This is a genomic window from Tenacibaculum dicentrarchi, from assembly GCF_964036635.1.
Classification (GTDB): Bacteria; Bacteroidota; Bacteroidia; order Flavobacteriales; family Flavobacteriaceae; genus Polaribacter; species Polaribacter dicentrarchi.
The window spans coordinates 806617-830197 of the sequence record NZ_OZ038524.1; the positions used below are offsets into that span (position 1 = coordinate 806617).

21 protein-coding genes are annotated in these 23581 nt (G+C 28.9%); 8 read left to right on the forward strand and 13 right to left on the reverse strand.

Annotation, left to right across the window (positions count from 1 at the left end; genetic code table 11):
• Positions 1-22: 22 nt before the first annotated feature.
• The gene (locus tag ABNT14_RS03615; protein WP_101903677.1) at positions 23-1183 is read left to right on the forward strand and encodes an alkaline phosphatase family protein; all 1161 of its coding nucleotides are present in this window, start codon (positions 23-25) and stop codon (positions 1181-1183) included.
• A 100-nt stretch (positions 1184-1283) separates the two neighbouring features.
• Here ABNT14_RS03615 and ABNT14_RS03620 read toward each other — a convergent pair whose 3' ends face one another.
• From ABNT14_RS03620 to ABNT14_RS03655, 8 genes are all read right to left on the reverse strand, one after another.
• Positions 1284-1982 carry a response regulator transcription factor gene (locus tag ABNT14_RS03620; protein WP_101903602.1) on the reverse strand — a complete coding sequence of 233 codons (699 nt, stop codon included), beginning with the start codon at positions 1980-1982 and terminating at the stop codon, positions 1284-1286.
• Positions 1983-1992: 10 nt separating this feature from the next.
• Complete coding sequence (locus ABNT14_RS03625; protein WP_101903601.1) at positions 1993-3555, reverse strand: sensor histidine kinase; 1563 nt, start codon at positions 3553-3555, stop codon at positions 1993-1995.
• A 105-nt stretch (positions 3556-3660) separates the two neighbouring features.
• Positions 3661-4254 carry a dephospho-CoA kinase gene (gene coaE / locus ABNT14_RS03630; protein WP_251007414.1) on the reverse strand — a complete coding sequence of 198 codons (594 nt, stop codon included), beginning with the start codon at positions 4252-4254 and terminating at the stop codon, positions 3661-3663.
• Positions 4254-5189: a hypothetical protein gene (locus tag ABNT14_RS03635; RefSeq protein ID WP_101903599.1), complete on the reverse strand. Its 936-nt coding sequence runs from the start codon at positions 5187-5189 to the stop codon at positions 4254-4256. The genes coaE and ABNT14_RS03635 overlap by 1 nt, the downstream gene beginning before the upstream one ends.
• A gap of 82 nt (positions 5190-5271) precedes the next feature.
• Complete coding sequence (gene yajC, locus ABNT14_RS03640) at positions 5272-5589, reverse strand: preprotein translocase subunit YajC (protein ID WP_101903598.1); 318 nt, start codon at positions 5587-5589, stop codon at positions 5272-5274.
• Positions 5589-6056 carry a DUF1573 domain-containing protein gene (locus ABNT14_RS03645; protein WP_101903676.1) on the reverse strand — a complete coding sequence of 156 codons (468 nt, stop codon included), beginning with the start codon at positions 6054-6056 and terminating at the stop codon, positions 5589-5591. Before ABNT14_RS03645 ends, yajC begins: the two co-directional genes overlap by 1 nt.
• A 40-nt stretch (positions 6057-6096) precedes the next feature.
• Positions 6097-7035: a transcription antitermination protein NusB gene (locus ABNT14_RS03650; protein ID WP_101903597.1), complete on the reverse strand. Its 939-nt coding sequence runs from the start codon at positions 7033-7035 to the stop codon at positions 6097-6099.
• Between the two features lie 88 nt (positions 7036-7123).
• On the reverse strand, positions 7124-8224 hold the full coding sequence (locus tag ABNT14_RS03655; protein WP_101903596.1) for a Glu/Leu/Phe/Val family dehydrogenase: 1101 nt from the start codon (positions 8222-8224) through the stop codon (positions 7124-7126).
• A 163-nt stretch (positions 8225-8387) separates the two neighbouring features.
• Here ABNT14_RS03655 and ABNT14_RS03660 point away from each other — a divergent pair, with 163 nt between their 5' ends.
• Both ABNT14_RS03660 and ABNT14_RS03665 read left to right on the forward strand, forming a co-directional pair.
• Complete coding sequence (locus tag ABNT14_RS03660) at positions 8388-10142, forward strand: ABC transporter ATP-binding protein (protein WP_101903595.1); 1755 nt, start codon at positions 8388-8390, stop codon at positions 10140-10142.
• Positions 10143-10223: 81 nt separating this feature from the next.
• The gene (locus tag ABNT14_RS03665; protein ID WP_101903594.1) at positions 10224-10598 is read left to right on the forward strand and encodes a PUR family DNA/RNA-binding protein; all 375 of its coding nucleotides are present in this window, start codon (positions 10224-10226) and stop codon (positions 10596-10598) included.
• 107 nt (positions 10599-10705) lie between these two features.
• Here ABNT14_RS03665 and ABNT14_RS03670 read toward each other — a convergent pair whose 3' ends face one another.
• The gene (locus ABNT14_RS03670; RefSeq protein ID WP_101903593.1) at positions 10706-11767 is read right to left on the reverse strand and encodes an isochorismate synthase; all 1062 of its coding nucleotides are present in this window, start codon (positions 11765-11767) and stop codon (positions 10706-10708) included.
• Positions 11768-11799: 32 nt separating this feature from the next.
• Complete coding sequence (locus tag ABNT14_RS03675; RefSeq protein WP_101903592.1) at positions 11800-12216, reverse strand: PaaI family thioesterase; 417 nt, start codon at positions 12214-12216, stop codon at positions 11800-11802.
• A gap of 57 nt (positions 12217-12273) precedes the next feature.
• Here ABNT14_RS03675 and ABNT14_RS03680 point away from each other — a divergent pair, with 57 nt between their 5' ends.
• Positions 12274-12786, forward strand: a complete 513-nt coding sequence (locus ABNT14_RS03680) for an IS1096 element passenger TnpR family protein (protein ID WP_101903675.1) — start codon at positions 12274-12276, stop codon at positions 12784-12786.
• A gap of 155 nt (positions 12787-12941) precedes the next feature.
• Positions 12942-13562 carry an L-threonylcarbamoyladenylate synthase gene (locus tag ABNT14_RS03685; protein WP_101903591.1) on the forward strand — a complete coding sequence of 207 codons (621 nt, stop codon included), beginning with the start codon at positions 12942-12944 and terminating at the stop codon, positions 13560-13562.
• An 8-nt stretch (positions 13563-13570) separates the two neighbouring features.
• Here the strand turns inward: ABNT14_RS03685 and ABNT14_RS03690 are convergent, their stop codons facing one another.
• Both ABNT14_RS03690 and ABNT14_RS03695 read right to left on the reverse strand, forming a co-directional pair.
• A complete protein-coding gene (locus ABNT14_RS03690; RefSeq protein WP_101903590.1) occupies positions 13571-14569 on the reverse strand; it encodes a glycosyltransferase family 2 protein in 999 nt (332 codons plus the stop codon).
• Positions 14570-14593: 24 nt separating this feature from the next.
• Entirely contained in the window at positions 14594-15037 is a 444-nt protein-coding gene (locus tag ABNT14_RS03695; RefSeq protein WP_101903589.1) for a type I restriction enzyme HsdR N-terminal domain-containing protein, read from the reverse strand.
• Positions 15038-15054: 17 nt separating this feature from the next.
• Between ABNT14_RS03695 and holA the strand changes: the two genes are divergently transcribed.
• Both holA and ABNT14_RS03705 read left to right on the forward strand, forming a co-directional pair.
• Complete coding sequence (holA, locus tag ABNT14_RS03700) at positions 15055-16056, forward strand: DNA polymerase III subunit delta (protein ID WP_101903588.1); 1002 nt, start codon at positions 15055-15057, stop codon at positions 16054-16056.
• Positions 16057-16136: 80 nt separating this feature from the next.
• The gene (locus tag ABNT14_RS03705) at positions 16137-17768 is read left to right on the forward strand and encodes an ABC-F family ATP-binding cassette domain-containing protein (RefSeq protein WP_101903587.1); all 1632 of its coding nucleotides are present in this window, start codon (positions 16137-16139) and stop codon (positions 17766-17768) included.
• 203 nt (positions 17769-17971) lie between these two features.
• Here ABNT14_RS03705 and tsaD read toward each other — a convergent pair whose 3' ends face one another.
• Positions 17972-19000 (reverse strand): tRNA (adenosine(37)-N6)-threonylcarbamoyltransferase complex transferase subunit TsaD, encoded by a 1029-nt coding sequence (tsaD, locus tag ABNT14_RS03710; protein WP_101903586.1) that lies wholly within the window; start codon positions 18998-19000, stop codon positions 17972-17974.
• Positions 19001-19224: 224 nt separating this feature from the next.
• Here tsaD and ABNT14_RS03715 point away from each other — a divergent pair, with 224 nt between their 5' ends.
• Positions 19225-23565: a translocation/assembly module TamB domain-containing protein gene (locus tag ABNT14_RS03715; protein ID WP_234985008.1), complete on the forward strand. Its 4341-nt coding sequence runs from the start codon at positions 19225-19227 to the stop codon at positions 23563-23565.
• Positions 23566-23581 lie beyond the last annotated feature (16 nt).

Here is a 23581-nt window from a genome sequence, read left to right on the forward strand (position 1 = left end):
TAGTACTTCAAATAAAGTAATTATGATAAAAATAAAAGTGTTTTTTATCTTGTTTTTAATAGCCTTAACCGCTTGTAATAAACAAGTAAATAATAAGGATAAAAGCAATAAAAATAATCAGCAAGAAGAAAATAAACAAGCCCAAAAGAAACCAGCTACTCCAAAAGTTGTTTTAATAACGTTAGATGGTGTTCGTTGGCAAGAATTATTTTCAGGAGCAGATTCTCTGTTAATTTCTAATGATAAATATGTAAAAGACACTGCAGTATTAGCATCGCATTTTTGGGCAAAAAAACCAAGTAAAAGAAGGGAAGTTTTGTTTCCTTTTATGTGGAGTTATATCGCTAAAAATGGTGTTATTTATGGAAACAGAAAGGAAGGTAATAAAGTAAATTTAACCAATAACCGTTGGTTTTCATATCCTGGTTATAGTGAAATTTTATGTGGATTATCAGATGATAAAAGGATAAAAAGCAATGCTAAAATTGATAATCCTAATAAAACAATTTTAGAATTAGTAAATAATTCAGAAGCCTATAAAAATAAGGTAGCTGCTTTTGCTAGTTGGGATGTTTTTCCGAGTATTATTAATAGAACAAGAAGTAAATTACTAATAAATGCAGGTTTTGAATCTGCCGATAGAACAACAGGTATTTCAGCGGTAGAAAAACAAACACCAAGCCCTTGGCACAATGTGCGATTAGACGTTTTTACACATAATTACGCTCTTAATTATATGAAAGAAAAACATCCTGATTTGGTTTATATAGCCTACGGAGAAACCGATGATTTTGCCCACGATGGTAAGTACGATCAGTATTTAAACGCTATAAAAAGATCGGATACTTTTATTAAAGATTTGTGGAATTTTATCCAAAATGATACTTATTACAAAAACAACACTACTTTTATTATAACCACAGATCACGGAAGGGGAACAGCGCCTTTAGAAACATGGAAACATCACGGAAATAACTTAAAAGACCATGGAAAAACATATACTATAAAAGGATCAGATCAGGTTTGGATTGCTGCTTTTGGAAAAGGTGTTACTAAGCAAGGAGAGGTAAAAACATCAAGCCAATTATATACAAATCAGATTGCTACGACGATTGAAAAAATTTTAAAAGTCGATGTTTTAATAGGTAAAGCAAGCAAAGAAAAGCTACCATTTATTGATTAAATTATTTTATACCCTGATACAAAAATAAAAAGACTTCCTGGGAAAAGGAAGTCTTTTTATTGTGTGTTTTTTGATAAAAAATGATTGATAAACTAGTGTTTTATACTTTTTCTAACAATCGAAAACCTTCCCCATGAATATTGATGATTTCAACATTTTCATCACCTTTTAAATATTTTCGAAGTTTGGCTATATATACATCCATACTTCTAGAAGTGAAATAATTATCATCTCTCCAAATTTTTGTTAAGGCTAATTCACGTGGCATTAAATCATTTTTATGCACTGCTAACATTCTTAATAATTTACTTTCTTTTGGCGAAAGTTTTTGAGGCTCCGTGCCATTTAGTGAAAGGTGACGTAATTTTGAGTTAAATTCGAAGTTACCAATTTTAAATTCAAATTCATCAGAATCGCTCGATTTTTCGTTTTCTTTACGTTGTAAAATCGCTTTGATTTTGTGTAATAAAACTTCAGAATCAAAAGGTTTATTTAAATAATCATCTGCACCAACCTGATATCCTCTTAAAACATCTTCTTTTAATGTTTTAGCAGTTAAAAATATAATAGGTACTTCTTTGTTTGTTGCTCGGATATCTTGGGCTAATGAAAATCCATCTTTACGAGGCATCATTACATCTAAAATACATAAATCATATTCACCATTCTTAAACATGATTAGTCCGTCAATACCATCTTTAGCAAGTGTAATGTTATAATCGTTTAAGGCTAAATAATCTTTAAGAACTGTTCCGAAATTAGGATCGTCTTCTACTAATAATATTTTTTTACTTCCCATGTATTTAATTTTATATTAATGGTAATTTCACTGTAAATAAGCTTCCTTTACCTTTTTCACTTTCAACGTAAACAGACCCTTGATGGCTGTCAATAATTTCTTTTACATAAGCCAATCCTAAACCGTGCCCTTTTACATTGTGTATATTTCCGTTGTGTTCTCTGTAAAATTTATCAAAAATATATTTTTGAGCATTTCGACTCATTCCAATTCCTTGGTCTTTTACTTTAAAAATAAAGTATTTATTGGTGTTTTCTGTATAAATATCAATTTTAGGAGCGCCTTCTGAATATTTTAAAGCATTTTCTAAGATATTTACAATTATATTTGTTAGGTGAAATTGATTACCAAGAACCTCGGTAGATATTGCCTGATAATGTGGGGTTACTGTTCCTTTTTTATCATCGACTAATAATTGAATATGCTCAATAGCCTCTTCAATAGTATCGTGCATATCGGTGGCATCTTTAGTAATTTCAATCTGATTTTTTTCTAACCTAGAAATTCGTAAAACATTTTCAACCTGTCCGTGCATTCGTTTATTTTCTTCACGAATCATTTTTACATAGCGTTTTATTTTTTCAGGTTCTGATATTATTTTTGGGTTTTTAATGGCATCTAAAGCTAAATTTATAGTTGCAATAGGTGTTTTAAACTCATGGGTCATATTATTGATAAAATCTGTTTTTATTGCTGATATTTTCTTTTGACGAATTAATTGATATAGTGATGTAGTAAAAGCAACAATAATGATAATTATAAATAATAAAGAAAGCCCTAAAATGTTAAATATTTCTGATAATAATTTTTTGCGTTCATTAGGGAATTTTATATATAATTTATATTTACTAATGCCATTATCATCGGCTAATAAAGGATAATTTGCATCGTTTGGTTGTATATTAAAATAACCCGATTTTAATTGTGTGGCTAATCCGTCTTCATATACCCCGTATTTAAATTTTTGGGTGATATTCATTTTAGCCAATTCTTCTTTGATAGTTAAATTCAGTTCTTTATTGCTAATTCGTTGATTTATAGGGAATATTTTTTTTCTTTCCTGCAACATATCTTCAATTAATTGTTTATTGAATTTAGGATATGTTTTAAATTGTGAAACTCGACTTTCTTTAACAAAGGGTGTAAAATCATTATTTGATTTCATTATTTGCGAAAAATAAAAATCTTGTTTCCCTGAATACCGTTTAATAACAATAGAATCATTATCAATAAAATCAGCAGGCATTTTAATGCTTTCTCCTAAAACAGTTGTTCCGAAGGTGAATTTTCTTTTATTAGTAGTGTCTATTTGTTGAAATAAATAGGTAGTTATTTTTGCTTTAGAAACAAATTTTTTATCTTTAAGAAATTCTTGATTGTTTTGGAAAAAATCAGCGTACTCTCTTTCTTTAATCCTTTCAGAAGTTCTAGCTAATGCAATTTTGATGTTGTTGTCAAATTGTTGTTGCTTGTTTTTTACAGCGTCTTTAATCCAATACACTTGAACTGAGATAATTCCAATTAAGGAAATACTCATTAAAACAACAATAAGAATAAATATTTTTTTACCCATTATCCAAAAATAAATTAATAAAATGAACAGCACATTGCTTTTAACGTATATTAACTAAGTTTTTATTAAATTAAGAAAAAATTAACAAAAAAGTATTGTAAAACGTTAATTTATCACTTTTTTAGTTAAAATAGCATGAATTATATCAACCTGATACTGTGTGTTTTTACGAGTAATATTTTCAATAATATAATGAGATTGCAGTGTTTTTTTTATTTGACTCCATTGATTATTAATACGGTTTTTAATAGCATCAGTTGTAGTGTTATCTCTTTTTAAAACACGTTCAATCCTGATGTTTTCAGGAGCTGTTACGGTAATTATTTTATCACAAAAAATATTACTACCGTTTTCAAAAAGAATGGCATTTTCATATAAAATATAGTTTTTATCGGCATTTTTACGGATAAAAACTTGAAAATGATTGTTTACCACAGGATGTACAATAGAGTTTAAAGTAGCTAATTTATCTTTATCATTAAAAACAATATCGGCTAAAAAAGGCTTGTTTAATAGCTTGTTTTTGTAAACATTTTCACCAAATTCAGCGATTAATTTGGTTTTAATTTCATCTGAAGAATTCATTAATTTTTTAGCTTCATTATCTGCAATATAAATAGCGCTATTTTTATATTCAGCAAACATTTTTACTACTGTAGATTTTCCGCTACCAATGCCACCTGTTAAACCTATAACCATTATTTTTTTGTTTTTTTATGTATTAAAAAATCTATTTTTTTAGGAACTATTCGCTGTATTGTAATAGAATCAGGAAACTGTATTAATTTAGGCGTTAAATAAGACGTTTCGTTACTTGTTATCTGCTTATAATCACAGGATACTTTAAACAGATTAGCATTTATTTTATTAAAATTTTTTAAACCTACCTTGTAAATTACCTTTACTTTTTTAGGGAATATATTGATGTTTTTTGGGGCGTTTTTAATGGTGATAGGAACTTCTATATCTCCCTCTGTAAATTTATCGACAATGATACTTATTTTAGCAAAACTAACCTCCTTTTTCACTTGTTTTGGAGTTTCAATAGTACTTTTAAGAGTAGTACTTTCAGAAATATTTTTTAATGTTTCTTTTGATAAATTTAAAAAGTTAATTTTATCGATTAAAGAAGTTTCTCCTGAAATTAACACATGGCTAGGTGTTATTTTTATAGGGCTAGCTAAATCATATCCTAGTTGAAAATTGAGTTCTAAGTTTGTTTTTAAGGGTACTTTTTTTGAAGCTAAATTCCCCATTTCTAAAGGAATACTATCTCTTTGAAATTTAATTAATTCAATTCCTGAATTTAGCTGCCGTTGTACTTCTGAGTAGCTGTTTTTAGTTAAAAAATAATAGTTATTATTTTTTTTCTTATGAGCTTTTTCTAAATCTAGTTTTACAGTAGAATTTGTAAAATTTTGAGAAATTAATTTAAACCCACTTCCTTTTACTATAAGCGATATTTTTTTGATTGGTGTATTAATAATTGTTTTTTGTATAGTAATATTGCTATAAGTTACCGCTATTTCTATTTCGGTAGTATATTTTTTTGATAAATTTATGAGCAACCAAAAAAGAACGGAAGCTGATAAAAATCCAAAAAAGGTTTTAGGTATGTTAAAGTTTTTTTTCAAAGTTTAGAATATACTGCAATCTACATAAAAAACAAAAAAAGAGCGCTAATTAGCGCTCTTTTTTATAAAAAAGTAGCTGTTGTTATTTTTTAACGGCTGTGTATTTCTTGCTTAATTCCATTGAAATAGCAGAGCGTTCAAATTTAATTTTACCAGCACCTGTTTCAATAGTAACAGTATTGTCGGTATCGTTAATTTCAACAATTTTACCATGAATACCACTAGAGGTAATTACTTTAATTCCTTTGACAACAGTAGCTTGAAATTTTTTTTCATCTTTTTGACGTTTCATCTGTGGACGAATAATTAAAAAATAAAAAACACCTATCATTGCTAAAAAAGGAAGCATATTCATAATACTTTCTTGGGTACTTGCTTGTAAAAAAATAGTTATAAACATTATACTGTTTTCTTTTTAGGAGTTACCATACCAGTAATCTTAATAACTTCTTTACCTTTTACGGTATTGGTTGTTAATGTAATAGATTTAGATTGCTTATTTGGTTTCCCACTAGTATTAAAACTTACTTGAATTTCTCCAGTTTCTCCAGGTGCAATAGCGCCTTTAGGCCATACAGGCACTGTACATCCACAACTTGCTTGTGCATTTGTAATTACCAAGTCGGTTTTACCGCTGTTTGTTACCGTAAAGGTAGTTTTAACAACTTCACCTTCGTTTACAGTTCCAAAATTATGCTCTTCTTTATCAAAAGAAATAGAAGCTGTTCCTTTACTAATAGAAACATCTCTTTTTTCAGCGTTTTCTACATTCTCTTTTTTTACTTTAGATGAGGCATCGCTTTTTCCACAAGAAATAAAAAATCCTGTTGATAGAATAACTGCAATTGCTACTGCTATTTTCTTCATGTTAAATATTTTAATTTGTTTTTGTAAAAATAATAATTTTTTATAATAAACCTCTACCAATTTTAACCATCTTATTAGATGCTAAATAATCTTTTGACAATTTATCTAAAACACCATTAATAAAATAGCTACTTTTATTAGTTGAATAATCTTTTGCTACCTCAATATATTCATTAATACTTACGCTACTAGGAATTGATGGGAAATGTAAAAATTCAGTAATCGACATTTTGATAATAATCATGTCAATATCGGCGATTCTATCAGCTTCCCAGTTAGGTGTTTTTTCAATAATATCGTCTTCGTAGGTATGTTGATTTAATACTGTTTTTTGAAATAATTTAGATACAAATTGCTTGTCTTCACTATCTTTATAAAGGTTTCCAAGGATAAAAGGATTCTGAGCTTTTTGTTTGTTTAATGATTTAACAACCCAAGTGTTTATAAAAGGAATATCATCAACCCAAGAAATCATTTTATCTTCAAAATAATCGGCTAATTTTTCGTTAGGCGCTATAATTTCTTTGAAAAAAGCAACTACAAAAGCACTATCAATATGATATGAATCATTAGGATTGTTTATGTAGTTTTCATATAGCTCACTGTTTAATAATTCATCTAAAATAATTCGTACATATTCACTATCAAGTTCCCAATAGTTAAGCTCATGAAGTTCAACATAAGCACTTAAGCTTGTGCTTTCATTTAATTTATTGATTACTCGATTGTCAATAAATTTAGTGTTAGGATTTAATTCTTCTTTAGTAGCAAGTATTTTCTTTTTAGAAAGGGCTATTCTCTTATTTGCTAATTTTTGAACTTGAATTAATAATTGAAGGTTTAGAACATATAAGTCATACATTTTATCAATGCTGTCTTTTAAGAACTTTTCTTCTTTTAGGATGTCATCACTGTGCGATTGTTGCATTGCGTAAACCGACTGCATTACTTTAACTCGAATATGTCTTCTGTTAATCATTTGAAAGAACTTTTAAAACTTTAAAAAAAAAAGAGCGATAGAAAGTATTTCTAACGCTCTGCAAAAGTAAAACTTTTTTATTTTTTAGCTAGCTATTTTGTTCTTTTTTACGAGCATCAATTCTAGCTTGTGCAATATTAAAAGCCGCTTGGTGTGTTGTAATGTTTTCTTTATCTGCTAAGTTAAAAATATCTAATGTTGTATTGTAAATATTTTCAGTTCTTTTAAGGCTTTCCGCTTTGTCGTAACCTGCAACTTCAGCATATACGTTAATAATTCCACCAGCATTAATTAAAAAATCAGGAGCATATGCAATTCCTTTTTCTCTTAATAATTGTCCGTGCTTTAACTCATTTGCTAATTGATTATTAGCAGCTCCAGCAACAACTTTAGCATTTAATTGAGCAATACTTTTGTCATTTAAGGTAGCACCTAATGCACATGGCGCATAAATATCGATATCTAAGCCGTAAATGTCATTTCCTAAAACAACATTAGCTCCGTATTTTTTACTTAATTCCTCTAAACGAGCTTCGTTAATATCGTTTAAAATTACTTGTGCACCTTCATCGGTAATATGCTTAACTAGAGTTTCACCAACATGCCCAACTCCTTGAACTAATACTTTTTTACCAGCTAAGTTATCTGAGCCAAAACGATATTTAGAAGCAGCTTTCATACCCATATAAACTCCATAAGCAGTTACAGGTGATGGATTTCCTGACCCACCAATTGCTTCAGATACACCTGTTACATGTGGAGTTACTTCACGAATAATATCCATATCACGAGTTTCCATACCAATATCTTCTGCGGTAAGGTATTTTCCACTTAATGAATTTACATATTCTCCAAACTTACGCATTAAAGCATCGTTTTTTTGAGTTTTAGCATCACCTATAATAACAGCTTTACCACCACCAAGATTTAATCCTGTAATTGCTGATTTATAAGTCATTCCACGTGATAAACGTAATACATCATTAAGAGCTTCCCATTCACTATTATATTGCCACATTCTAGTACCTCCTAAGGCAGGACCTAATGTTGTATTATGAATACCAATTATTGCTTTTAAACCTGTATCTTCGTCATTACAAAAAACGATTTGTTCGTGATTGTCAAAAGATAATTGACCAAATACTGGGTCATTCTTAAGGTCTTTAATATCAACGATTTCTGATTTCATTTGTTTTGGTTTTAATTTAGAGATTGATTTAGTAATCTAAAAAAATTTGAAGACAAAAATAAGAAATCGTTAAAACATAAGCAAAAAAAGAAGTCTTAATTACAGTATCTTTAACAGTGTCACTTTGTCGAGTTGTTTTTTTAACTTAAAAACATTTTTTATCTTGAAATCATTAAAATATCTTAATAAATATTTTTTTAAATATAAATGGCGTTTATTATTAGGAACTGTAATTACGGTTTTAGCGAAAATTTTAACTCTTAAAATTCCTGATTTTGTAGGTAATTCATTAAATGTTGTTGAGGATTATCAATTAGGAAAAATAACAGATTTATCCGAAGTAAAAGCTGTTTTGTTTGATAATATAATGCTGATTATAGGGGTTACTTTATTGGGAGGTTTTTTTACTTTTTTTATGAGACAAACCATTATTGTAATGTCTAGAATGATTGAGTTTGATTTAAAAAATGAAATTTATCAGCAATATCAACGATTATCTACTAATTTTTATAAAAAAAATAGAACAGGTGATTTAATGAATCGTATAAGTGAAGACGTTTCTAAAGTGCGTATGTATTTTGGTCCAGCAATTATGTATACTTTAAATATGATAATATCATTAATTATTGGTTTTAGTCAAATGTATGCAATTTCGCCAAAATTAACTTTATACACTATGATTCCGTTTCCTATTTTGTCGGTATCTATTTTTATATTAAGTAAACAAATTAATAAACGCAGTACAATTGTTCAAGAATATTTATCAAAATTAACAACATTTAATCAAGAGTTTTTTTCAGGAATTAACGTAGTTAAATCGTATGCAATAGAACCAGCTGTAATTGCTTCTTTTGATGAAATTGCCGATAAAAGCAAAGAGAAAAATATTGAATTACATAAAGTACAAGCGTTATTTTTTCCATTGATGATTTTATTAATAGGAGTTAGTAATATTATCGTTTTATATATTGGAGGGCAACAATATATTGCTGGCGAAATTCAATTAGGTGCTATTGCTTCGTTTGTTATGTATGTAAATATACTTACTTGGCCAGTTGCAGTAGTTGGGTGGGTAACTTCAACGGTACAACAGGCAGCAGCATCGCAAGAACGAATTAATGAGTTTTTAGAGCAAATTCCAGAAATTAGAAACAATACAAATACACATACTAAAATACAAGGTAAAATTGAATTTAAAGATGTTTCTTTAACTTATGATGATACTAATATAACTGCATTAAAGAAAGTTAATTTAATTATTGAAAAGGGTGAAACCTTGGCAATTTTAGGAACTACAGGAAGTGGTAAATCAACTATTATAAATTTAATTTCTCGATTATATGATGCTACTGAAGGTGAAGTTTTAATAGATGGAAAAAATATAAAAGACTGTAATTTATATGATGTTAGAAATCAAATTGGTTTTGTACCGCAAGATCCATTCTTGTTTTCTGATAGTCTTGAGAATAATATTAAATTTGGGAAAGAAAATGCTACGAAACAACAAATTATTGAAGCTGCTAAAAATGCGGTAATTCATGATAATATTATCAATTTTAAAAATGGATATCAAACTGTTTTAGGTGAAAGAGGCGTTACTTTATCGGGCGGACAAAAACAACGAACCGCTATTGCTAGAGCTATTATTAAGAATCCGAAGGTATTAATTTTTGATGATTGTTTATCGGCAGTTGATACTGAAACAGAGCAACAAATTCTCTCAAATTTAGGCCGTATTTCTAAAGATAAAACAAGTATCATAATTAGTCACAGTATTTCGTCTGTTAAAAATGCTGATAAAATAATAGTTTTAGATGCAGGTAAAGTTATTCAGCAAGGTGTTCATAATCAATTAATAAAAGTGACGGGTTATTATAAAGAGTTATATGAACAACAACTTTTAGAAAAAGAAATGTAATGTTTCGTATTGCCAAATCAATTATTTTATTAGATTTGTTGAGCAATTTTAAGTAAATAATTATTATTTAAGAAACGAACTATGAGTGAGCGAGAGAGAGTAGAACAAGAAGAGATTTTTTCACAAGTTTTAAGAGCAGGAAGAAGAACCTACTTTTTTGATGTAAGGTCTACAAAAGCAGATGACTACTATTTAACAGTCACTGAAAGTAAAAAATTTACGCACGATGATGGCTCTTTTCATTATCAAAAACATAAAATTTATTTATATAAAGAAGATTTTTTAGACTTTAAAGAAATGCTAAACAAGGCAACAGATTTTATTGTTAATGAAAAAGGTTCAGAAGTAATTAGTGAGCGTCATCAAAAAGATTACAAAAAAGAAGAAGAAGAAAGTAATGAGGTTATAACTGCATCGACAGAAAGTTTTACCAATGTTTCTTTTGATGATATTTAAGTAGAAAATTAATAATTTTTTGATAAAAAAATAGTATTTTAAATTCAATTTACATTAAAAGCACCTAACTTTTAACAGTTGGTGCTTTTTACTTAATAAGATGTAATTTACAATACTTTTTTCATAGTTTCTGATTTTGAAACCGTTTCTAGCCATTCACTTTCAGGGTTACTTTCTTTGGTAATTCCGCCACCAATAAAAAGAACTGCCGAATTATTTCTAATTTCCATACATCGTAAATTTACAAAAAGTTCCGAAGTGTTTTCACTTGTTTCGTTTAAGTTTAATTCGCCTAAAAAACCTGTATAATATGCTCTATTATAGTTTTCGTTTTTTAAGATAAATGCTTTAGATGCCTCTAAAGGTAAGCCACAAACGGCAGGAGTTGGGTGTAGTTTTTTTATTAAAACAGCATTTTTAGTGTTTATTTCTCCAGAAATAAGTGTTTTTAAATGTAGTAAATTTCCTGCTTTCGCTGTTTTTACTCCGCCTTTTTTTAGCGAATTACAAATTTCAGAAAGTTTATCTGTTATATAATCGGTAACAAATTGCTGTTCTTCGATTTCTTTAGGTTGCCAAATAACGTTTGTTGTATTGTTAAAAACTTGAGTTCCTGCCAAAGACATTGTTTCAAAATGCTGTTTTTTAATTTTCACTAAAGTTTCAGGTGTAGCACCAAGCCACATTCCTACCTTCGGATGATACCAAACATAGGTAAATGCGGTGTTGTAATTTACAAGTAGTTTTTTGAAAATAGTAACTATATTAAAATCGGTAAGTTTTATAAGTTCTTTTCTCGATAAAATAACTTTTTTAAAAAGTCCTGAATTAATAGCATCAATTCCTTTTTGAACTAGCTTGATATGTGCTTTTTCTTGGAAGTTTTTCGTATTGTTTTTCTCTTGACTCTTTAGGTAAGTATCATCAGAATTAATATCTTCTAAGAAATTTTCTTTTAAAAAACATGCGTTATTTTTAGGAATTAAAACAGCAGGGTTTTTATCATCGAAAGGAGCAAATATAAATCCACTTTCAGCATAGCTTGTAGAGGTGTATAAGCAGTCGTTATTTTGAAAAAAACCAGTTAACAAAGTTGAGTTTGGTTTTCTATAAACAACAAAAGGTAGTTTGTTTTTGAGCGATTCTTCTATTTTTGAAAATATTTTCAAACTAAATTTATTTTATAATTATGCTAATAAGCTTATTTTTTATCTAAAACAATATTGGTTATTTTACATAAAGAAATTAATTTTTTTTGTTCATCAACAATTTTAACCTCCCATAAATGCGTTGTTCTTCCTTGGTGAACGGCTTTTGCAGTAGCGAAAACAGTACCGTCTTTTTTACTTTTTACATGATTAATACTAAGCTCAATTCCTTTTACAATTTTGCTGTTATCATTTAAAAAAAATCCCGAAGCACAGCTACCAACCGTTTCTGCTAAAGCAGCTGTAGCGCCACCGTGTAAAATTCCGTGAGGCTGATGTACTTTTGAATTTACAGGCATTTTGGCGGTAATAAAATCTTTACCAACGTCAACAAACTCAATTTGAAGTGTTTCCATTAAGGTGTTTTTATTATAACTATTAAGTATTTCGAGTGATTGTTGTCTATCCATTTTGTTAAAAATTATCATTCAAAAATACGTATTTTTGTAGCGACAAAAAATGATAGAATGTATAAAGTACGTGTAATTTTAGATACAAAAAAAGATGTAATAAGAACCTTGGTTGTTAATCAGGCAAAATCACTAGAAGATTTGCATTCAGATATTGCTAAATCATTTGGTTTTAATGGACAAGAAATGGCTTCTTTTTACCGAACAGATGAAGATTGGAATCAAGGAGAAGAAATCCCTTTATTTGATATGTCGGAAGATGGCGAAGCACCATCAATGGCAACCTGTGTTATAAAAGAAACTTTACCGAATATAAATGATAAATTGATTTATGTATATGATTTTTTACAAATGTGGACATTTTATGTTGAGGTTGTAGAACAATCAGATGAAGTTGTTACTGATACTAAAATAATTTTAACTGTTGGAGAAATTCCTGATGAAGCACCAGAAAAAGAATTTAAAACATCAAAAATACCAAATGATTTAGAAGATGATTTTGATGATGAATTTAACGATGGATTTACAAGTTTTGAAAATATTGATGATTTTGACTTTGATAATTTTTAATATCAAAAAAAGGCAATTTATTTTTAAATAAATTGCCTTTTTTATTTCTTCTATATTAAATTTAATAATAATATTTCTTTTTATTGATGATAATCAATAACGTATTATTTAAAAGAAAATAGTTAATTTTGAAGATAAAATACTATCTTTAAGATATGGCACAATTTATAAAACTATATAACGATAATCCGAATCCGAAAGAAATTGCTAAAATTGTAAAAGTTTTACAAAATGGCGGGTTAATAATTTATCCAACAGATACTGTTTACGGATTAGGTTGTGATATTACCAATACAAAAGCATTAGAAAAAATTGCTAAAATAAAAGGAGTGAAGCTAGAAAAATCGAATTTTTCATTTATCTGTAATAATTTAAGTCATTTATCAGATTACGTTAAACAGATAGATTCTGCAACTTTTAAAATATTAAAAAGAGCTTTACCAGGTCCTTATACTTTTATTTTACCAGGAAGTAATTCATTACCAAAAGTATTTAAAAAGCGTAAAACAATAGGTATTCGTATTCCTGACAATATAATAGCACAAACTATTGTAGAGGCTTTAGGAAATCCAATAGTTTCTACTTCTATTCATGATGAAGATGAGGTAATAGAATACACCACAGACCCTGAATTAATTTTTGAAAAATGGCAAAATATTGTTGATATTGTTATTGATGGTGGTTATGGTGATAACTATGCATCAACAGTAATAGATTTAACTACCGATTCTCCAGAAGTAATAAGAGAAGGTAAAGGAAGTTTAGATATTTTGTAATAAAGTAATTATTTTAATTGATTAAAATTTTTTCTACCTAAAGCATAATATTGCCAAACGATAGAACTATGTTTATTATAGTTATTTTCTTTATTAAGTTTTTTTCTTTTTCCTAAAAACTTAATAAAGTTAGCGTAAAAACTAAAATGAGCTTTTAAAATAGCAATAGTATGCTTGGGTTTAAGTTCAGCTAAGAATTTAAGTCCTGCAATTCCATCTAAGACTAAGCGAGAAAAAATCACAAAGAAGACCAATTTGGTAGGTACATTTTTAACGATATTTAATAAGCTATTTCTGAAGTTTAAAAAGGTTTTCTGCGGATTTATTGCTTGTAAAGTTGCACCGCCAACATGATAAACAGTTGAATTTCCTACATATTTAATTGTGAAATTTTCGTTTTTTGCTCGCCAACATAAATCTATTTCTTCTTGATGTGCAAAATAATCTTCATCAAAACCATTTAGCTTATGATACACTTTTGAGCGAATAAAAAAACAAGCTCCAGAAGCCCAAAAAATTTCAGTAGTATCGTTAAACTGTCCGTTGTCGATTTCTAAATGATTGAAAATTCGTCCACGGCAATACGGATAACCATATAAATCGACAAATCCACCGCCAGCACCTGCATATTCAAATTTTGTTTTATCTTTAAAGTCTAAAATTTTTGGCTGAATAATAGCTGTATTTTTTTCTTTTTTAAAAGTGTCTAAAATAGGAGTAAGCCAGTTTTTAGTAACCTCAATATCAGAATTTACTAAACAATAAACATCAGCATTAATATGTTGTAAAGCATCATTATATCCTTTCGCATATCCACCATTAGTACTATTTTCTACTATTTTAACGGTCGGAAAATTTTGTTTGATAAAAGCGATAGAATCATCAGAAGAAGCATTATCAGCAACATAAATTTCAGCCTGATTTACACTAAAATTTACAATACTTGGTAAAAATTGTTCTAATAATTGTTTACCATTCCAATTTAATATAACGACTGCTGTTTTCATAATTGCGAATTTATCAATTATTTATTATTTATAATCAGGAATATCTTTTAAAAAAACATAGGTTTCATTTTCTTTATCAAGCTGACAAAAATAATGCTCTAATCCGTTGGTAACAATTAGATAATTAGCATTTAATTTTAAGTTATAACGTGCAATTTGGTCAAAAGTATCTTGAGCAATTTTAATTTTTGGAGCTTTACATTCTACTATAATATTCGGCGTTCCATCTGAAGAAAAAATAACAATATCTGTTCGTTTTTTTAGGTTGTTTATAGTCAATTGTTTTTCAAGAGCAATTAAAGTAACAGGATATTTTTTTTCTTCAATTAAAAACTGCACAAAATGTTGACGAACCCATTCTTCAGGAGTTAATACTAAGTATTTTTTTCTTAAATTATCAAAAATAAGCGTCTTATTTTCGTTACTTTTGAGCCTGAATTTGTAGGTAGGAAGATTCAATTTTTGCATGCTTCAAAAATAAGAAAATGAACGAAATTAAAACTATCGTATCCGATATAAAAAAGGGCAATATAAAACCTATATATTTTTTAATGGGTGATGAACCTTATTATATTGATAAAATCTCTGAATATATTGAAAAAAACGTACTTGACGAATCTGAAAAAGGCTTTAATCAAGTGGTAATGTACGGAAGAGATGTTACTATTGACGAAATTATAGCATCAGCAAAACGCTATCCTATGATGGCAGAAAAGCAGGTAATTATTGTAAAAGAAGCGCAAGATTTAGTTCGTACAATAGATAGAATTGAAGCTTATGCTGAAAATCCGCAATTAAGTACCGTATTAGTTTTTAATTATAAATATAAGAAGTTAGATAAGCGTAAAAAAACCTATAAAGCGATTGCTAAAAATGGCTTAATTTACGAGAGTAAAAAATTATATGAGAATCAGGTTGCCGATTGGATTCGTAAAGTTTTAGGCGGAAGAAAATATAATATTGAGCCAAAAGCATCTCAAATGCTAGTAGAGTTTTTAGGAACAGATTTGAGTAAAATATCCAATGAATTAGAAAAGTTGATGTCTGTTTTACCTAAAAATATCATTATTACAGATAAACATATTGAAGAAAATATTGGTATTTCAAAAGATTTTAACAATTTTGAATTGCGAAAAGCAATCGGTCAAAAAGATATTGTAAAAGCGAATAGGATAATCAATTATTTTACTCAAAATCCTAAAAATAATCCGTTAGTAATGACTATTTCATTATTAAATAGTTTTTTTACACAATTATTAATGTATCACGGTTTAAAAGATAAATCGAAAGGTAATGTAGCTAAAGTTTTGGGTGTAAATCCTTATTTTGTGGATGATTATAGTTCAGCTGGAAAAAAATATCCGATGCGAAAAGTATCGCAAGTAATCGGTTTTTTACGAGAAGCAGATATCAAAAGTAAAGGAGTAGGAGCAAATCAATCATCTTCAGATATCTTAAAAGAATTGTTGTTTAAAATACTTCATTAATTAAATTGATTTTGATTTGTATCAAAAAGAAAATCTGTAATTAACAAAATTAGTATTTTCGCAATTCAAAATATATATACATGATTACTGTAGATCAATTAACGGTTGAATTTAGTGGAAAAACGTTGTTTAAAGACGTATCGTTTGTAATAAATGAAAACGATAAAATAGCCTTAATGGGTAAAAATGGCGCAGGAAAATCGACCATGATGAAAATTATGGCAGGAGTTTCAAAAGCTACTAAAGGAGGTGTTAGAAGTCCGAAAGATACTGTAATTGCTTATTTACCACAGCATTTATTAATGGAGGATAATTGTACGGTAAGAGAAGAAGCATCCAAAGCATTCGACGCTGTTTTTAAGATGAAATCCGAAATGGAACACTTAAATAAAGAGTTAGAAACTCGTACAGATTATGAGTCGGAAGCGTACATGAAAATTATTGAACGTGTCACCGATTTAGGAGAAACTTTTTATGCTTTAGAAGATATAAATTACCAAGCAGAAGTAGAAAAAGCCTTAAAAGGTTTAGGTTTTAAACAAGAAGATTTTGATAGATTGACATCAGAATTTAGTGGTGGTTGGCGTATGCGTATCGAATTGGCTAAAATTTTACTGCAAAAACCCGATTTAATTTTATTAGATGAGCCAACAAATCACGTAGATATAGAATCGGTAATTTGGTTAGAAAATTTCTTGCTAAACAAAGCCAAGGCGGTAGTGGTAATATCGCATGATAAAGCTTTTATCGATAACATAACCAATAGAACTATTGAGGTTACTATGGGAACAATTCACGATTATAAAGCTAAGTATTCTCATTATTTAGAATTACGAAAAGAGCGTCGTTCGCATCAAATAAAAGCCTATCAAGAACAACAAAAAACGATTGATGATATTAAAGGATTTATCGAACGTTTTAAAGGAACATATTCAAAAACAAATCAAGTAGCATCACGTGTGCGAATGTTAGAAAAAATTGTACCTATTGAAATTGATGAAGTTGATACAACATCATTAAAATTACGTTTTCCACCATCGCCACGTTCTGGAGATTATCCTGTAAAAGTAGAAAATTTAACCAAAAAATATGGCGATTTAACCGTATTTAAAGACGCAAGTTTTTCAATAGCTCGTGGAGAAAAAGTATCGTTTGTAGGGCGTAACGGAGAAGGAAAATCAACCATGATAAAAGCCATTATGGGCGAAATCGATTTTGAAGGAGAATGTGGTTTAGGTCACAATGCTAAAGTTGGATATTTTGCACAAAATCAAGCCTCGTTATTAGATCCAGAATTAACCGTTTTTCAAACAGTAGATGAGGTTGCAGAAGGAGATGTACGAACACAAATAAAAAATATTTTAGGTCGTTTTATGTTTGCTGGTGATGATATCGAAAAGAAAGTAAAAGTGCTTTCAGGAGGAGAAAAAACACGTTTGGCAATGGTTAAATTACTATTAGAACCTGTAAATGTGTTAATTTTAGATGAGCCAACAAACCATTTAGATTTACGCTCGAAAGACGTTATTAAAGAAGCGTTAATGCATTTCGATGGAACGTTAATTTTGGTATCTCACGACCGTGATTTCTTACAAGGGTTATCAGAAAAAGTATTCGAATTTAAAGAACAACGTGTTATTGAACATTTCGAAACTATTGATGTTTTCTTAGAGCGAAATAATATAAAAGCATTAAAAGAAATCGATTTATAAAATTATTTTTAGAAGCAATTTCCCGCTTTCCGCACTCGCTTTTTTTTGAAGAAAAATCAAAAAAAGAGCTCAAACAAATGCTTCAATCGGGGCTAGAAATTTGTACTAATTTTTATAATTTTATTTATCATAAAAAAATAAACAAAAAACACCGTTAAATAATTTTAACGGTGTTTTTTGTAAATAAATATGATTTAAAATAGTTATTCGGTAACTTTTAAACGAGCTTTTGATGTAATTGAAATATCAGAAAAATCGTTATTTTTATATTTTAAATATCCAGCAATGGCAATCATTGCAGCGTTATCGGTTGTGTATTCAAACTTCGGAATGTAGGTTGTCCATCCCCAATGTTTTTCTGCTAAGGCTAAACGTTTTCTAATTTCAGAATTTGCAGAAACTCCACCCGCAATAGCAATGTGTTTTATATCGGTTTGTTTAACGGTGTTTTTTAATTTATCCATCAATATTTCAATAATAGTATATTGAATAGAGGCACAAATATCATGTAAGTTTTCTTTAATAAAATCAGGATTTTCTTTTACATTTTTTTGGATAAAACGTAAGATTCCTGTTTTTAATCCGCTAAAACTAAATTGTAAATCTCCAACTTTCGGTTTCGTAAACTGAAAAGCTTTCGGATTTCCTAATTGTGCATATTTATCAACTAAAGGACCTCCAGGATAAGGCAATCCTAATATTTTAGCAGATTTATCAAAAGCTTCACCAACGGCATCATCAATAGTTTCGCCTAAAATTTCCATTTCAAAATGATTGGTAACTTTAACAATTTGCGTGTGTCCGCCACTAATAGTTAAACAAACAAATGGAAACGGCGGAATTTTAGCATTTTCTTCTTTAATAAAATGTGCTAAAATATGTCCTTGCATATGATTTACGGCAATTAGCGGAATATTTAATCCTAAAGCAAAAGATTTTGCAAAAGAAGTTCCTACCAATAAAGATCCCATTAATCCAGGACCACGTGTAAAAGCGATAGCACTTAAATCGTTTTTAGTAATATTAGCTTGTTCAATTGCTTGTTGTACTACAGGAACTATATTTTGCTGATGTGCTCTTGAAGCTAATTCAGGAACAACACCGCCATATTTAGCGTGTATTTCTTGGTTTGCAACCACGTTGCTGATTACTTTTCCGTTGTAAATTACCGAAGCGCTTGTGTCATCACAAGAGCTTTCTATACCTAAAATGTAGCTGTTTTCTGTACTCAATGTTTCATGTATTAAAATGCAAAAATATCGTTATTGTGTTACATTTTCGTTAAAATTGATATTTCTTTAAAATAAGGCAATACTTTTGCCATTAGCTGATTACATTTGTTTGTAATTTTATTATAATATAGATTATTAAAAAGATAAAAAACATACTATATAGGGTATCAAAGTACGTGTTACTTGGGCTGTTATTGCTTGTTTTTTTGCTGTCATTACCTTTTGTGCAAAGTAAAATAGGCGCACAGGCCACCAATTGGTTAAATAAAGAATACAACACCGATATTCTTGTAAAAAAGATTGATTTCTCTTGGTTAGGAAGTGTTCAACTAAAAGGTATTGAAATTAGAGACCATCATAAAGATACGCTTATTTTTGTTGAAAATTTAAGCACTTCGCTATTAAATGCCAAACGAATACTAGACAATAAAGTTAATTTAGGCGATGCTTCTTTGCGTGGGGTTTATTTTAATATGAAAAAATACAAAGGCGAAAAAGATGATAATATTGCGATATTTATAGATCGTTTTGATAGCGATGCGCCAAAAGATAGCCTGTCAAGTGTTTTTGTTTTAAAAAGTGATAAAATAGCGGTTGAAAATTTAACTTTTAAGTTTTTAGATGCCAATAAAAAAGATCCGTTGGAGTTTGCGGCGTATCATGCAAGTGGTAATTTATTAGATTTTTCTATAAAAGGACCCGATGTTTCTTTAAAAATGAGAAACATGTGTTTTTCTGAAAACAGGGGCATTAATATAACCAATATGTCTACGGATTTCACCTACACAAAATCATTTATGAATTTTGATAAAACAGTGTTGGAAACCGATAATAAATCAAAAATAAAAGGTGCTATTAAATTAAAGTATAAAAGACAAGATTTTGTTAATTTTAATGATAAAGTAAGGTTTAGGGCTAAAATATTAAAAAGTGCCGTTTCAATTAAAGATATTAGCAAATTATACAACGAATTAAGTGGTAATGATATGCTCTATTTTACAGGGAATATGAAGGGTGTTTTAAATAATTTTAGTGTAAATAATGTGCGTCTTCATTCTCGAAAAGGAATGAAGATTGTAGGAAACATGGGCTTTGTAAATGCGATAAAAAAAGAAAGAGGTTTTATTTTTGATGCCGATTTTAAAAATGTTACAGCAAATTATGGACAATTAAAAAGCGTGCTTCCAAATTTATTAGGCAAGTCGTTGCCTTCTGAATTTCAGCGATTAGGAGATTTTACACTTCAGGGATTGGTGAAAATTACACCCGAGCAAATGGAGGCGACTATTTCTGTAAAATCGGAGATAGGAACGACTATTTCTGATTTGCAATTAACCAATATTGATGATATTGACAAGGCTAGTTATATAGGAGAATTGGCACTTATAGATTTTGATTTAGGCGTTTTTTCAAACAATTCTAACCTTGGTAAAATATCCTTAAAAGCAGATGTAGATGGTAGTGGTTTTAATTTAGAAAACATAAACACGGTTGCTATCGGTAAAATTAGTAGCTTAGAGTTTAATAACTATAATTATAAAGATTTATATATTAATGGTCAATTTCAAAACAAAAAATTTGACGGTGTTTTAAATGCAAAAGATGAAAATTTCAAGCTAAATTTTGAAGGTTTGGCCGATTTTTCATCAGCAATCAATAAATTTGATTTTGTTGCCAATATTAATCAAATTGATTTGAAGAAAACAAGTCTTTTTACGCGTGATAGTATTGCTGAATTAAAAGGAATTGTTAATTTGAATATTTCAGGGAATACTTTTGATGACATTGTAGGTAAAGCAACATTTAAAAAGGTGGCGTACAAAAATCAAAAAAAAGAATACCTGTTTGAAAATTTTGAAATAAATTCATCGGTAAAAGATAGTATAAAAACGATTGAAGTAAATTCAAAAGAAATTGTTACAGGTGTTTTAAGAGGAAAGTTTTCTTTTGAAGAATTAATTCCGATTACCCAAAATGCTCTAGGAAGTGTTTATACGAATTATGTGCCTAATAAAGTAGCACAAAATCAGTTTTTAGAGTTTGATTTTACGATTTATAATCAAATTATCGATGTGTTTTTACCAAACATAGCTATTGCTGAAAACACCAAGTTAAAAGGGCGAATTAATGCCGATAAAAATGCTTTAAAATTAAAGTTTTCATCACCTGAAATTGATGTTTACAAAAGTGCTATTCAAAATATTGTGTTAAGAATGGATACTAAAAACCCGCTGTATAACACACATTTAACGGCTGGGAAAATAAATACACCGTATTATAATATTAAAAAATTAAACTTACTGAACAGAACTCAAAATGATACCTTGTATTTTAAATCGGTATTTAAAGGCGGGAAAAATTATTCAGAAGGCTTTAATCTTGATTTTTATTATACGATTAACGAATTACAAAAATCAGTTGTTGGTATTCAAAAATCAACATTTAATTATAAAGGATTTGATTGGGTTATTAATAAAATATCAGATAAAAAACATAAAGTAGCTTTTGATTTAAAAAAGAAGACCTACGAAATAAGTCCATTTTTAGTAGAGTCTGATCAGCAAAAGATTGAATTTAAAGGAATTGTTAAAGATAGTACTTATAAAAATTTGAATGCCCGTTTTACCAAAGTAAAATTAGCAAGTTTTTTACCGAATATAGATAATTTAAGTTTAGAAGGAGATTTTACAGGAATCGTTGATTTACAACAAAAAGAAGGTAATATAGCGCCAAAGGGAAATTTATCAATAACAGACTTTAAAATAAATAACCTGGCTCAAGGAAATTTAGCAATGGAATTTTCAGGAGATAATTCTTTTGAAAAATATAAGGTAAACCTATCATTAATTAATGATTCGGTAAAAAATATTTCAGCTGTTGGAGCTCTTGATTTTTCAAAAAATAAACCAACTATTTCTTTAAAAACATCTTTAGAGAATTATGATTTAAAGGCATTTAGCCCTTTAGGGAAAGATATTTTAAATAGGCTTAGAGGGAATGTTTCAGGAGGTTTTACGGCAACAGGTTTTTTAGATAACCCGAATTTTCAAGGTATATTAAATGTTGAAAAAGCAGGGCTTTCTTTTCCGTATTTAAATGTTGATTTTGATTTAAAAGGAAACACCAAGGTTATTTTAGATAAGCAGCAATTTAAGCTTAATAATGTTTTATTAACCGATACAAAACATAAAACACAAGGAACGTTATCGGGGTATATTGCACATCAAAACTTTAAAGATTGGTATTTGAAATTAGATATTAACACTAAAAATTTATTAATTTTAGACACCAAAGAAACAGTAACATCATCTTATTACGGAACAGGTTTTTTAGATGGAAATGCCGAAATTAGAGGGCTTACCAATAATTTAGATATTGTTATCGAAGGAAAAACAAATAAAGGAACGCTGTTTGTAATTCCGTTAAGCGACGTAAAAACAATTGATAATTACAAATTAATCCGTTTTAAAACGGAAACACCAACGGTTGAAAATGTACATCAAACAATAAAAGATATAAAAGGGCTCGATTTAAAAATAAATTTAGAGGTAACTAAAGATGCCGTAGCTCAGGTAGTAATTGATAAGGTTTCGGGGAGTGATTTAAAAGGAAGTGGTATAGGTAATTTAAGAATAGACATCAATACGCTTGGTAAGTTTAAGATGTATGGTGATTTTGAAATTCATAAAGGAATGTATAATTTTAAGTACGCAGGGATATCAAAACCCTTTGCGGTTCAAAAAGGTGGGCGAATTTCGTGGAACGGAAACCCATACGAAGCCGAATTAGACTTAGTTGCGGTTTATAAAACGAAAGCAAACCCAGCACAATTATTAGATAATATTAATTCGAATCGTAAAATTCCTATTAATTTATACACCAAAATAACAGGCGGGTTGTTTAGTTCAAAACAAGAATTTGATATTAAAATTCCTAATGCAAATTCAACAGTAGCTTCTGAATTAGAATTTGTTTTGAATGGAAATGATTTGAATACTAAGATGCAGCATTTTTCATTTTTATTAGCTTTTGGTACTTTTTATAATGAAGAAACAATAGGTAATAGTGCGGCAAGTGGTTTAACGGGTACAGCATCTGAAATAGCTTCTAGTATTTTAACAGAAATGCTAAATAGTGAAGGGAGTAAATTTAAATTAGGATTAGGATATACACAGGGTGATAGTGGAAATGGTCAAGAAATTAATAATTTAAAATCAGATGATCAAGTAGATGTATCTATTTCTACTCAATTAAGTGACCGTATACTTGTTAATGGAAAAGTAGGCGTTCCTGTAGGGGCTAATACACAAACAAGTATTATAGGAGAGGTTAAAGTTGAGGTTTTATTAAATAAAGAAGGAAGTTTAAGGGGAACTGTTTTTAACCGACAAAATGAAGTGCAATATTCAAAAGAAGAAGAAGGATATACACAAGGAATAGGTCTTTCGTATCAAGTAAATTTTAATAATTTATCGGATCTTTCTCAAAAAATAGGCTTAAAAAAATCACTTAAAAAAGACAGTATAAAACCTATAAAAAGGAGGCTAATTAAGTTTAAAAAATAAGTAAAAAAACAAGTAT